This is a genomic window from Eikenella sp. NML120348 (assembly GCF_001648435.1).
In the GTDB taxonomy this organism is placed as follows: Bacteria; Pseudomonadota; Gammaproteobacteria; order Burkholderiales; family Neisseriaceae; genus Eikenella; species Eikenella exigua.
This window is the reverse complement of record NZ_LXSP01000001.1, coordinates 1-12,743: the sequence shown is the minus strand read 5'-3', so window position 1 is coordinate 12,743 and position 12,743 is coordinate 1. Positions and strand designations below refer to the sequence as shown.

General features: G+C 55.7%; 11 protein-coding genes, 1 pseudogene and 1 riboswitch. Of the genes and pseudogenes, 3 read left to right on the top strand and 9 right to left on the bottom strand.

Annotated elements, in window-relative coordinates; translation table 11 throughout:
• Positions 1-66 precede the first annotated feature (66 nt).
• The 6 genes from cytX to A7P99_RS00030 all read right to left on the bottom strand — a co-directional run bounded on the left by cytX (position 67) and on the right by A7P99_RS00030 (position 5,100).
• Entirely contained in the window at positions 67-1,278 is a 1,212-nt protein-coding gene (gene cytX, locus A7P99_RS00055) for a putative hydroxymethylpyrimidine transporter CytX (RefSeq protein ID WP_067686139.1), read from the bottom strand.
• Positions 1,279-1,442: 164 nt separating this feature from the next.
• Positions 1,443-1,537: riboswitch (TPP riboswitch) on the bottom strand.
• Between the two features lie 397 nt (positions 1,538-1,934).
• Positions 1,935-2,498, bottom strand: coding sequence for a hypothetical protein (locus tag A7P99_RS00050; protein ID WP_082880627.1), 564 nt, complete (start codon positions 2,496-2,498; stop codon positions 1,935-1,937).
• Between the two features lie 138 nt (positions 2,499-2,636).
• Positions 2,637-3,083, bottom strand: coding sequence for a Holliday junction resolvase RuvX (gene ruvX, locus A7P99_RS00045; RefSeq protein WP_067686136.1), 447 nt, complete (start codon positions 3,081-3,083; stop codon positions 2,637-2,639).
• On the bottom strand, positions 3,076-3,624 hold the full coding sequence (locus A7P99_RS00040; RefSeq protein WP_067686133.1) for a YqgE/AlgH family protein: 549 nt from the start codon (positions 3,622-3,624) through the stop codon (positions 3,076-3,078). Before A7P99_RS00040 ends, ruvX begins: the two co-directional genes overlap by 8 nt.
• Positions 3,625-4,279: 655 nt before the next feature.
• Positions 4,280-4,492 carry a hypothetical protein gene (locus tag A7P99_RS00035; protein WP_067446154.1) on the bottom strand — a complete coding sequence of 71 codons (213 nt, stop codon included), beginning with the start codon at positions 4,490-4,492 and terminating at the stop codon, positions 4,280-4,282.
• Positions 4,493-4,503: 11 nt separating this feature from the next.
• Entirely contained in the window at positions 4,504-5,100 is a 597-nt protein-coding gene (locus tag A7P99_RS00030; protein ID WP_049258120.1) for a C40 family peptidase, read from the bottom strand.
• Between the two features lie 166 nt (positions 5,101-5,266).
• Here A7P99_RS00030 and A7P99_RS00025 point away from each other — a divergent pair, with 166 nt between their 5' ends.
• Positions 5,267-6,934 (top strand): AarF/ABC1/UbiB kinase family protein, encoded by a 1,668-nt coding sequence (locus A7P99_RS00025; protein ID WP_067527500.1) that lies wholly within the window; start codon positions 5,267-5,269, stop codon positions 6,932-6,934.
• 262 nt (positions 6,935-7,196) lie between these two features.
• On the opposite strand, the gene A7P99_RS00020 is transcribed toward A7P99_RS00025, so the two are convergent.
• The gene (locus tag A7P99_RS00020) at positions 7,197-8,195 is read right to left on the bottom strand and encodes an L-serine ammonia-lyase (protein ID WP_304438351.1); all 999 of its coding nucleotides are present in this window, start codon (positions 8,193-8,195) and stop codon (positions 7,197-7,199) included.
• Positions 8,169-8,500: pseudogene (locus A7P99_RS10625) on the bottom strand (serine dehydratase beta chain); the annotation flags it as partial. The gene A7P99_RS00020 and the pseudogene A7P99_RS10625, both read right to left, overlap by 27 nt.
• A 506-nt stretch (positions 8,501-9,006) precedes the next feature.
• On the opposite strand from A7P99_RS10625, the gene A7P99_RS00015 reads away from it, so the two are divergent.
• Positions 9,007-9,180, top strand: coding sequence for a hypothetical protein (locus A7P99_RS00015; protein WP_345840829.1), 174 nt, complete (start codon positions 9,007-9,009; stop codon positions 9,178-9,180).
• Between the two features lie 173 nt (positions 9,181-9,353).
• Here the strand turns inward: A7P99_RS00015 and xseA are convergent, their stop codons facing one another.
• A complete protein-coding gene (xseA, locus tag A7P99_RS00010) occupies positions 9,354-10,706 on the bottom strand; it encodes an exodeoxyribonuclease VII large subunit (RefSeq protein ID WP_067446142.1) in 1,353 nt (450 codons plus the stop codon).
• 166 nt (positions 10,707-10,872) lie between these two features.
• On the opposite strand from xseA, the gene A7P99_RS00005 reads away from it, so the two are divergent.
• Positions 10,873-12,468 (top strand): peptide chain release factor 3, encoded by a 1,596-nt coding sequence (locus tag A7P99_RS00005; RefSeq protein WP_067686130.1) that lies wholly within the window; start codon positions 10,873-10,875, stop codon positions 12,466-12,468.
• Positions 12,469-12,743 lie beyond the last annotated feature (275 nt).

Here is a 12,743-nt window from a genome sequence, read left to right as displayed (position 1 = left end):
CTCCATCTACAACAAAACGAAAGGCTACCTGAAATTTTTCAGGTAGCCTTTTGCTCTTGGTTCTACTCAACTTTCGTGCACTGCCGCCCCGTCCGACGCCGGCAGCAACTTACGCACCAGCAGCGTCAGCGCAAACGTGGCCGCAATCACCGGCAGCGTGGTGCCCAGCAGCGGCTGCCATTGCAGCATCAGGCGGTAAAACACAAAGCCCGCCAGCCACAAGACCAGGCTCACCCAATCCACTTCCCCCGAAGCCGGCTTGCGTTTCAGCACAAAATAATCCGCAATCTGTACCGCAATCATCGGCGCAAACACCGAGCCGATAAAATACAGAAACCCTTCAAAACGGCTCACATCAAACACCAGCGCCAGCAGCGTGCCCAGCAGCGTAACCGCCGCCGCCACCGCCACTTCACCAAAACGGCTGCTGATGCTGTGGAAGCTCACCCCGGCCGAATACGCATCCAAAAACGTCGTGCTCACCGTGGACACCACCACCACCAAAATCCCGGCCGCGCCCAGCCCGGCATATTGCAGCATCGGCGCGATTTCGCTCTGGCCGGCAAACAGTGCCGCCGCCAGCCCGATAGCATACATCCACGAGCTGGTGCAGAAATAAGCCAGCGTAGCCGAAAGCGTGGCTGCCCGCGCCTTGGCTGCACGGCGCGTGTAGTCCGACACCAGCGGCAGCCACGACAGCGGCATCACCGCCGCCAGCTCCACCGCCAGCCCGAAACTCATCGCCTCCGCATCTGCCTGCCCGGCTGCCGCCGGCTTGCCGGAGGCTACCTGAACACTCAGCCACAGCGTCAGTGTAAACAACGTCCCCATCGACACAAAATTGATTTTGCTGAAATTCCGCATCCCAATACGCAGCCACAGCAAAATCAGCGCACCGATAATCACGCTCCAGCCTATCTGCGCACCGCTCCAGCCTGCCGTGAGCGCCGCCGCAGCCTGCGCCCCGGTGAAAATCATAATTGCCGTCCAGCCCACCAGCTGCACCACGTTGGCCGCCGAAAACAGCAGCGAGCCGCGCCGGCCGAAGGAAAGCTGCACCGTTTCCATCGCACTGCGCCCCGTTTGCGCCCCGATCAGCCCGGCCAGATAAAACAGCACCCCGCCGATCACATGGCCAATCGCCACCGCCAAAAGCCCCATGCGCCAACCCAACGGCGCAAACAGCATGCCGGTGAGGATTTCCGCCACCGACACCGCCGCCCCAAACCAAATCACCGCCGAAGCGGTAACCGAAAGTTTATCTGCCTGCTGTTCCATCAAATTGTTTCCTCTATGATATTTAAGAAACCACTTCACCGAGCCGCATATCAAACGCGCATAAAAAGCCCGGCATACCAAGCCGAGGGACAATGCAAAGCTGAGAAGAAGCCCATCCATTCCGGATGAGGGCAAAGTAACCTGAACCGCACACGCCGCCCGCAGCCCTCTGCCTGATAGTTCCCTACGCCGGTGCTAACCGGATCAGGTACAACGGGTATCCTCTCAGCCGCCCAAGGCGGCACCCCGACTAATTGGGCGCGATTATACCCCGCCGCCCTGTTTTTTCAAGCCGCCGCAGCAAAGGCAGTCGAACGCCAAATTGTTGAATGCTTCCACCGGTAAAAATGTTTCCACACCCAGTCGTTGCGGTTCCGCATACCTGCAAATCCAAACGGGAAGCATGATAACGGAACGGGGTAATCGGGGCAGATTGCTGTTTGGCTTCGGAACTGTCGAGAAGCAGCCCATATGTTTTCAGGTAGCCCCTTTCCCCCACAGGCTACCTGAAAAACTTCAGCCAACTCTTACCACATCACCGTAGTTTAGCTTTGCCATACAGACAGTTCCCTGCCCGACAAGCATACAGCAGCATTCAGCTTAAAGGCTACCTGAAAGCGGATATAGTGAGCTTTCAAGTAGCCTTTCCCACATTTCTAACGACGGCCGCAAGGATGCTGGCGTGCCCTACCCGGCCGCGTATCGCACAGCGACATACCGCGCAGGCGGCGGGCCGCATCGGTCAGATCCGCCCGGCTCGGCAAGTGGCGGAAAGCGTATTGCTCCACATAAAGCGCACGTTCGCCCCGCATCGCTTTTATCCAAGTGTATTCCGGCCTGCCGCTTTGCGGGTTGCGCTCGCAGGTCATTTGCCAAAAAGCGAAAGGATAGCCGTTTTCCTGCCCCTCGCTCAGATTGATTGTGTTGCCGCTCGGGCAGGCGCGCCGCCAGCCGTCCGACACCGCGCGGCGAAAATCACTTACCGAGCGGGTGTAGCCGGCGAAGGTTTGCAGGGTAACCATCCGCTCCCAGTTTTGCACTGTCTGTCCTCTCGGCACCAGCTCCACAATCGTCTGCCCGCCCTGCGAAGCCCGATAACCGATTTCAAAACCTGCCGGCGGCGCGCTGAAATAAACGATTTCTTCGCCGCGCGGAGCAGGCTTGGCTAAAGCCACCACGGGCAACAGCACCAATATGGCTGGCCATAATTTTAGTTTCATGTTTTCATCCTTAATTATTTGAGTGGGGATAGATCAAACCAGATGGCAACGGGCAGCATATAGCTCCAAAGATTTGCCTGCACATTGCCAAAAGGCTACCTGAAACCTCACTCCCGTTTTCAGGTAGCCTTCATGCGATCAACCGTGAAACTCTTCCACCCAGCCCCCTTCAAAGAAGCCCTGCAAAATCGCCTGCGCGGCCACTTGGTCGAGCACGGGCTTTTGTTTGCGGCCGCGCAGGCCGGTTTGGTTGAGGAGTTCGGCGGCATAGAGCGAGGTGAGCCGCTCGTCTGCCCAATACACGGGCAGGCCGAAGCGGCCATTGAGGCGGTGGCCGAACTTGCGGGCCAAACGGGTCATTTCGTGTTCGCTGCCGTCGGTGGAAAGCGGCAGCCCCACCACGAATTGCACCGGCCGCCATTCGGCCACCAGGGCGGCAATGGTGGCAAATTTTTTGTCGTTGCCCTCGCCGCTGATGGTGGCCAGCGGGTGGGCAATGCCCACTTCGGCGTCGCCCTGCGCCACGCCGATGCGGGTTTCGCCGAAATCGAAGGCCAGCGTGATACCGTGTGGAATATTAAGCATGGCCGCCGGTTCGGATGAGTTGTTCGGGTGCAATATTAAGCAGCGACATGGCGGCGTGGTAGCGCTGCTCGTGCGGCATGCCGAAGATGATGTGTTCGCTGGCAGGCACGGTGAGCCAGCTGTTTTCTGCCAGCTCGCGCTCGAGCTGGCCGGCGCTCCAGCCGGTGTAGCCCATAAACAGCATGGCCTGTTTCACGCTTTGTTCGTCGTGCAGGTGGGGAAGAATATCGCCGGAGGAGGTGAGGGCGAGGCTGTCTCCCACGATGATGCTGCTCATCCAGTTGCCCGCCGGGCTGTGCAGCACAAACCCGCGGTCCACCTGCACCGGGCCGCCCAAGAAGATATAGTCGTCAAACAAATGCTGCGGCTCGGCGTGCTGCTGGGCAGACAGAATCTGCCGCAACGGCAGCGGCGAAGGCTTGTTGATGATCACGCCCATGCAGCCTTCGGCGGAATAGGAGCAAACATACACCACGCTGTCGGCAAAGAAATTATCCTGCATATCGGGCATGGCGATGAGGAAATGGTTGGTTAAATCCATATGGGTTTCGGCGTGTGTGGAAATAGTTTAATTATATAGTATAGATTATATAGCGGTTATGCCCGATTTAATACCGTGCTGTTTTATATCAGGCCGCCAATTTTCAGGCAGCCTCAAAACTACTCACAAGCACTCCTCCGCATCCGATATATCTTCAACCCCTACTACACCGTCCCCCCAAATAATTCACCAAAATCCCATACGGCTCCGCAATCGGAAACACGCTTTCCCGATAAACAATGCTCCAATTCTCCGCCCCGCCGCTAAACGCAATTTCAGAACAAGAAACGCAATCCCGGCAATCCGCCAATTGCGTCCTCTGCAGCCATATCCAATAAATCGGGGCTATTTCTGGCAATGTGTTCAAAAAACAATTCAGTCTGCCACTTTCATTTGGGCCAACTTGGATACCTTGTCTTGAATAAAATCAAAATCCACCCACTCAACACCAGCTGATCCAAGCTCAACCGACACCGGCATCTCCAAAAACTTCCCCACCAGGGAAACTCTGTCCGTTGTTTCTTCCCGCACCTTTTCCATTCACCCAAATGCGTTTGTATTGTTTTCATTTATTCCGTCTCCATCGCAAAAAGGCTACCTGAAAACACATTTGCGTTTCAGGTAGCCTTTCCTTAATCAGCAGATACCGCCTGCATTAGTTATACGGGTTATGCACGCTGCGTACCAAATCTTGCAGGAATTCGCGCACTTGTTTTTCGCTGCAGCCCATCAATAGGGCGTCTTCGAAGGTATCTTGCGCGAGCTGGTAGAGTTCTTGCATGTTTTCCTGCATCACTTTCACTTTTTCGGTGCACGATACGATGCTGCCGTCGTCACTGTGCCATTTGGGCATGGCGGGCATATTCATGATGCAGGCCTTTAGCGGGTGAAGCGGGTGGAGCGGTCTACCCGTCGGGCGGTAATGTAGCGGTTTTTCCAGTAGGTGCCGTTCATACTGGTGATTTCGATGTCGCGACCGGTGCGCGGGGCGTGGATGAAGCGGTCGTTGCCGATATACATACCGACGTGGGAAACGCGGCCGCCGCCGCCGAAAAATACCATGTCGCCGGGTTTGAGATTGGCACGGTCAACCTGCTGGCCTACGGTGGCCATCTCGGCGGAAGTGCGCGGCAGGGTAATGCCCATGCTGCGTTTGAAGATATATTGCATGAAGCCGCTGCAATCGAGGCCTTGGGTGGGGGAGTTGCCACCAAAGCGGTAGGAGAGGCCGATGAGGCTCATGGCATTCATGATGAGGTCGCCGGCTTCGTCTTGGCTGCCTGAGGAAGAGCGGCTGCCGGAAGATGAAGACTGTCGGCTGGATGCGGGGGCATTGTTGCTGTGGCTGGTGCGTTCGCGGATCAGGCGCTCGAGTGCGTCGTTATCCAATCCTTCCGGGGCGGCGTATGCGGCGGGAGCGAGGCCGAAAGCAAGGGCGGCCAGGGCGCAGAGGGTTGCTTGTTTTATCCACTTCATCAATCTGAAACTTTCTTGTTTTGCCCATGTTATAGCATAGTGCGGTAAGGCGCGGCAATGTGTTTGGCCGAGCAGTGTGCAATAGGGGCAGTTTGTGCGCACGGGTGGGCGCGTATGTTATGCTGTGTATCTGTTTGTGCGGACACTGGTTCCGCAAGGGGGCTGTATGGTTAGATCTGCCATGCCCGCTTTGGGCGACATCAATCGTTTGCGTCAAATCGTGGCCACGCTGGCGCGGCACGGTTTGGGCGGTTTTCTCAGCCGGATTAAGCTGAACCGGGCTTCTTGGCTCGGCGGCTCAGCCGCGCAGGAAGATGCTGGTGATTCGAGCACGGCGCATCGTTTCCGGCTGGCGTTTGAGGAGCTGGGGCCAACCTTTATCAAGCTCGGCCAGATTTTGGCCACCCGGGTTGATATTTTCAACGCCGAATGGATTGAGGAATTCGAGCATCTGCAAAGCAGTGCGAATCCCTTGCCCTTCGAGGCAATTCTCTCCATGCTCACCGAGCAGCTGGGCTGCCCGCCGGAGCAGGTGTTTCAGCACATCGACAGCGAGCCTTTGGGCAGCGCCTCCATCGCGCAGGTGCACCGCGCGGTGCTGCTCGACGGCAGCGAGGTGGCGGTAAAGGTGCGCCGGCCGGATATCGAACCGCTCATCCGGGCAGATTTGCGTATTCTAACCCATCTGGCGCAGCTCACCGAATCGGAAATGCCGGAAACCCGCCGCTATCAGCCGGTGCAGATGGTGCAATATTTTGCCAAAAGCCTGGCCAGGGAAACCGATTTGCTGGCTGAAATGCGCCATTTGCAGCGGTTTGCTGCGCTGTATGCCAACCATCCGGCGGTGCACATTCCCAAGGTATATCCCGAATACAGCAACCGGCAGGTGCTGGTGCAGGAGTATGTGGCTGCAACCCTGCTGAAAGATACCAACATCGAATTGCTGGGCGCTGAAGAGCGGCATATTCTGGCTTGCCGCATCACCGACGTGCTGCTCGATATGATACTGGGGCAGGGCCTGTTTCATGCCGATCCACACCCGGGCAACATCTTTGTCTATCCCGATTTGCGCATCGGCCTGATCGACTTCGGCATGACAGGCTACCTGAATCCGGTGCGTCGGCAGGAAATCAATGCGCTGATTGAAGCCCTTATCCACCGCGACCCGTTTGCCGTGCAATATATTCTGAGCAACTGGGCACAGGGCGATGTTCCCGATGAGGATCTGCTCGGCGCCGATGTGATGGAAATGCTGCTCGACTACGAACACACCGCCGTGCGCGATTTGCGCGTCAGCCAGGTGATCAACGATTTAACCCGCATCATGCGCGAGCACGAGCTGGTCTTGCCGGGCGATTTGGTGATGCTGTTCAAAGCCCTGCTCACCCTCGAAGGCGTGGTGAAAAGGCTGGACGGCAGCTTCCAACTGCTGGAGCACGCCAAACCGATTGTGCAGAAAGTTATCCGTCAGCGCCTTTCGCCGCAGCAGCTTTGGCGCAGAAGCCGCACGCAAAGCCGTATGCTGGGGCAGATGCTGGGCGATTTGCCCAAAAACCTGCTGCGTCTCAACCGCAATCTGCAAAGCGGCCGGCTAAACGTGAACCTGGATTTGAAACGCCTCGATACCCTGAACCGGCACTTGGAATATAGCGCCAACCGGCTGACCATGGGCATGGTAACGGCGGCTCTGATTATCGGCTCGTCCATCCTGCTCAGCAGCAATATCGGCCCGAAGCTGTTCGGCCTCTCGTTTCTGGGCTTTCTCGGCTATCTCTTGGCCTTTGCCAACAGCTTGTGGATTATCTGGTCTATCTGGCGTTCGGGCAAACATTAAAACAAAACTTTTCAAGCGCGTAAAAAAGTGTATGGTAAAGGATGGCGGCAGTTGGGGGGAAATGGGTAACAGGCAAACCGTTAATATCGTATAGCTAAAGCGTTTCATTCACGCTGGAGTAGGCGCGCTTTGCAAGTAGCTTTATTGTTTGTCGCTTGGCAGGGAGAATAATCGTTTTGGCTGTGGCTGCAATCAGAAGGCTACCTGAAAAATCATTTTCAGGTAGCCTTCCTGTCTCTGCGGCACTAAACAGCATTAAGTCTCAACACATCACATGCACCACATGTGTGGCCAAGCCGCCGGTAGAGGTTTCGCGGTATTTCGGGTTCATATCTTTGCCGGTTTCATACATGGTTTTGATTACTTCATCCAGTGACACTATGGGATCGGTGGTGCGTTGCAGCGCCATGCGCGAGGCGTTGATGGCTTTGATGGAGGAAATGGCGTTGCGCTCGATGCACGGCACCTGCACTTGGCCGCCCACCGGGTCGCAAGTGAGGCCGAGATGGTGCTCCATGGCGATTTCGGCGGCAATGCACACTTGTTCGACAGTGCCGCCTTGAATCTCGGTCAGCCCGGCGGCGGCCATGGAGCAGGCCACGCCCACTTCGCCCTGGCAGCCTACTTCCGCGCCGGAAATGGAGGCATTCATTTTATACAGGCTGCCGATGGCGCTGGCCGTGATTAAATAACGCAGGATGTGTTCGTCATCGGCTTTGAAAATAAAGTGGTCGTAGTAGGCCAACACAGTGGGCACGATGCCGCAGGCGCCGTTGGTGGGCGCGGTAACCACCCGTCCGCCCGCCGCATTTTCTTCGTTGACGGCGAAGGCCACCATATTTACCCAGTCCACCGCAGCCATCGGGTCTCTCTCGTTTAACCCATTCTTTTCAAATTGTTTGCGTGAAAGCGGCGCACGCCGTGGTATTCGCATAGGGCCGGGCAGCACACCTTCGGCGTGCAGGCCACGCTGGATGCAATCGCTCATGGTTTGCCACACAGTGCGTACATAGTCGCGTACTTCCTGCTCCGGCCGCAGGGCGCATTCGTTGCGGAACATCAATTCAGAGAGGGTGAGATTATGCTCGTTGCACTGGCGGATGAGATCTTCAGCATTGGTGTAGGGATAGGGCACATTCACCGGGGTAGATTGCTTGCCGCTGTCGGCAAACTGTTTTTCGGTTACCACAAAACCGCCGCCGATGGAGTAAAACACTTCCTGCGCCACCAACTCATCGCCGACATAGGCTTCCAGGCGCATGCCGTTTTCGTGTAGCGGAAGGAAGAATGGAACATGAAGTCGCGTTCGTAGTCAAACGGGGTGTAGTGGCCGCCAATGTCGGTGAGGGTTTTGCCGTGCAATACTTGCGCGATGAATTCGGGGGAGGCGGTGGTATCTACTGTATCCGGCTCGTAGCCCGCCAGGCTGCCGATGATGGTGTGGTCTATGCCGTGGTTTTTGCCAGTGAAAGAGAGCGAGCCGTACACATGGGCGCTAAACCGAGCAATCTTATCCAGCAGTCCCTGTTTGATAAGCTGTTTGCGAAACAGTATACCAGCACGCATCAGTCCCACGGTATGCAAACTGGACGGGCCGATACCGATTTTGAACATGTCAAAAATACTGATCATTTTTCCACCTCTTTATAATAGTGACCCAACAAGAATCAGAACAAGGTGGCAAGTACAAATAGTACACACGTAACGGCAAAGCGAGCCAATGCCTTACTGATTTAAAGTTAATCCACTATAGTTATCCAACTTTGCGTATCCATCAACATCTTACCAAATGCGCCATTGGCAGCATTAGGGTGTGCTGCCACACACCGAGCAACGAATATGGCCCCCCTTAATAATGCTGGACAAGTTGCCGCTACCTAGGCAAAATGTATACATTGCCTGTTTGATGCAGCAAGGATGTTGGGGGAAACGCGTAACAAAGTGTGAACAATATTTTTGTGATACACGGCCGCATAATTGTAAAAAACAGTGCAGTATGGCCAGATCTTTGTTTTCAATCAACTTAATATTTAGAGGTTAATATGCCACAAACGTTGATTCAAGTATCCGGTATGAAGCACAAAACGGATGAGGATCGCTTGGTTTTGAAGGGCGAAACTGTTGCGGGTGTGAGAATGGTGAATGCTAATCATGACAATGGCCGCGTAGTCATTACACACGGCGAAGGCTTCGACCTTGAAACATTCAAAGCTGCCATCTCGGCAGAAGGTTTTACCGTGACATAAACGTATCGGTCAAACAACAAACGGCTTCCGCAAAAGAAGCCGTTTTGCTTTTTCAGGTAGCCTTCCTATAGTGAGGCTACCTGAAAAACTATAACTACAGCGATGATGTTTCTTGATTGCATTGGCTTGTGCCACCTCGCAGGAAAAAATTGCTGCAGCGATATTTGCACGCGCTAATCAAACAAATCCTGCTGCCCGGTACGCTGCGGCAACACCTGCGCCTTGGCCGTGCCGGTTTCGAAATGCAGCTGCAACACCTGCCCGCTGTGCAGTCTGCCCGCATCGCGCACCACTTTGCCCGTACGGTCGGTAATCACGCTATAGCCGCGCGACAACGTGTGTTGTGGCGAGAGGGCATCCAAAATGCCCACCTGCTTTTGGCACTGTGCCTGCTTTTGTGCCAAGAGTGCGGCCATGTAGCGGTTGAGTTGTATAGCCTGTGTTTGTAGCTGCCGCACAGCAGTCTGCACTTGTGGCCGGCTGCGGCGACATAGTTCGACCAAGTAGGTCAGCTGCTCCTGTTTGTGGTGCAGGTGGCGCAGCATATTGTCGGCAAGCATTTGGCGGCTGCGCAACAAGCCAGCCTGCTGTTCCTGCCATTTCTGGCGCGGATGGCGCAACTGCGCGGCATGCCAATCGAGCCGTTGCGCCGCGTCTGTACAGCGCCGTTGCAGCGTGTGGCGCATATGGCTATGCAGGCGGCACATTTTGTCCAGTTGCTCCAAACGGTTCGGGCTGGCCAGCTCAGCAGCGGCGGTGGGCGTGGGTGCGCGCACGTCGGCGGCAAAATCCGTGAGCGTGAAATCGGTTTCGTGCCCCACCCCGCTCACCACCGGAATCGGGCAGGCCGCCACCGCGCGCACCGCCGCTTCTTCGTTAAACGCCCACAAATCCTCAATACTGCCCCCGCCACGGCACACAATCAGCACATCTGCCTGCGCATGTTCCGCCGCCGCCGCAATGGCCGAGGCTACCTGAAACTCGCTGCCCGCGCCCTGCACCGCCGTGGGATACACCACCACGCGCACATCCGGCGCACGCCGCCGCAACGTGGTGACCACATCGCGCAATGCAGCCGCCGCTAGGCTGGTGACCACGCCGATACACTGCGGCGCGGTAGGCAGCGGTCGTTTGCGCTCTGCGGCGAACAGCCCTTCCGCCTGCAGGCGCTGCTTCAGCCGCTCATAAGCCTCAAACAGCTGCCCCAGCCCCTTGCGCCGCACTTCCTGCACATTAATCTGAAACTCCCCGCGCGCCTCATACAGCGTGATTTTGCCCAACACCTCCACTTCCTCGCCCTCGCGCAACAGCGCGGCCAGCGAACGGGCGGCATGCTTAAACAAAGTGCAGCGCACCTGGGCGCGTTGGTCTTTTAAAACAAAATAATAGTGCCCGCTCGCCGCCTTCACCAAATTCGACACTTCGCCGCCCACCCACAGCCCGGCAAGCTGGTCTTCCAGCAGGTTTTTGGCCAAATGGTTGAGCTCGGAAACAGAAAGCGCGGCGGGGGCGAATAGGTCGGACATGGCAAGACGGCGGGAAAATAAACAAAGGTGGCATTATACAAGGGGAAGGCTACCTGAAAAATCGGGCGGATAGATTTTTAACTTCATTATTGCTCATGCTTTCAGGTAGCCTTTCCCTACACGGCAATATGTTAAAATACGTCGTTTTCAATTCGGATTTTCCGCCATGTCCAATATTCCAGACCAAGTGCGCCGCCGCCGCACATTTGCCATCATTTCCCACCCCGACGCGGGTAAAACCACGCTGACCGAAAAGCTACTGCTGTTTTCAGGTGCGATTCAGAGCGCGGGTACGGTAAAAGGCAAGAAAACCGGCAAATTCGCCACCTCCGACTGGATGGAAATCGAGAAGCAGCGCGGCATTTCCGTGGCATCAAGCGTGATGCAGTTCGACTACAAAGACCACACCGTCAACCTCTTGGACACGCCGGGACACCAAGACTTCTCCGAAGACACCTACCGCGTTTTGACCGCCGTCGACAGCGCCTTGATGGTCATCGACGCGGCAAAAGGCGTGGAAGCGCAAACCATCAAACTCTTGAACGTCTGCCGCCTGCGCAATACGCCGATTGTCACGTTCATGAACAAATATGACCGCGAAGTGCGCGATTCTTTGGAATTGTTGGACGAAGTGGAAAATATTTTAAAAATCCGCTGCGCGCCAGTAACCTGGCCGATCGGCATGGGCAAAAACTTCAAGGGCGTGTACCACATCCTGAACGACGAAATCTATCTCTTTGAAGCCGGCGGCGAACGTCTGCCGCACGAGTTCGACATCATCAAAGGCATAGACAATCCCGAATTGGAACAACGCTTTCCGCTGGAAATCCAGCAGTTGCGCGACGAAATCGAATTAGTGCAGGCTGCTTCCAACGAGTTTAATCTTGACGAATTTCTTTCAGGTAGCCTCACACCCGTGTTCTTCGGCTCGGCGATTAACAACTTCGGTATTCAGGAAATCCTCAATTCATTGATTGACTGGGCGCCCGCACCGAAACCGCGCGATGCGACCGTGCGCATGGTCGAGCCGGACGAGCCAAAGTTTTCCGGATTTATCTTTAAAATCCAAGCTAATATGGATCCGAAACACCGCGACCGCATCGCCTTTTTGCGCGTCTGCTCCGGCAAATTCGAGCGCGGCATGAAGATGAAACACCTGCGCATCAACCGCGAAATCGCCGCCTCCAGCGTGGTTACCTTCATGTCGCACGACCGCGAGCTGGTGGAAGAAGCCTACGCGGGCGACATCATCGGCATCCCGAACCACGGCAACATCCAAATCGGCGACAGCTTCTCCGAAGGCGAACAACTGGCGTTCACCGGCATCCCCTTCTTCGCGCCCGAACTGTTCCGCAGCGTACGCATCAAAAACCCGTTGAAAATCAAGCAACTGCAAAAAGGTTTGCAACAGCTCGGCGAAGAAGGCGCGGTACAGGTCTTCAAACCCATGAGCGGCGCGGATTTGATTTTGGGCGCGGTCGGCGTGTTGCAGTTTGAAGTCGTTACCTCGCGGCTGGCCAACGAATACGGCGTAGAAGCCGTGTTTGACAGCGCATCCATTTGGTCGGCACGCTGGGTATCGTGTGAAGACAAGAAAAAGCTGGCGGAGTTTGAAAAAGCCAACGCGGGCAATCTGGCGGTAGACGCAGGCGGCAACCTCGCCTACCTCGCGCCCAACCGCGTGAACCTGAACCTGACGCAGGAACGCTGGTCGGATATTGTGTTCCATGAAACCAGGGAACATGCGGCGAAGCTGAGTTGATAAGAGGCTACCTGAAATGGGTTTCAGGTAGCCTTTGTTGAATGAGCGCGAGCTGGTTTGCGCATCTTGGCCTTGTATTCTTTAACTGTTCTTAGGAGACAATCATGGTTATCAGGTAGACTTAATTGCTTGTTTGTGAAGAATGTGCAAGGCTGCCTGAAAAATCGGGTAGGCATATTTTCAGGTAGCCTGAACACCGAATGGAGAAAGCGAAATGGCTTGGTTCAAAATGAGCGAATGGGAATGGTGGAACAAGCTGGCATTGGTGGTGGCGG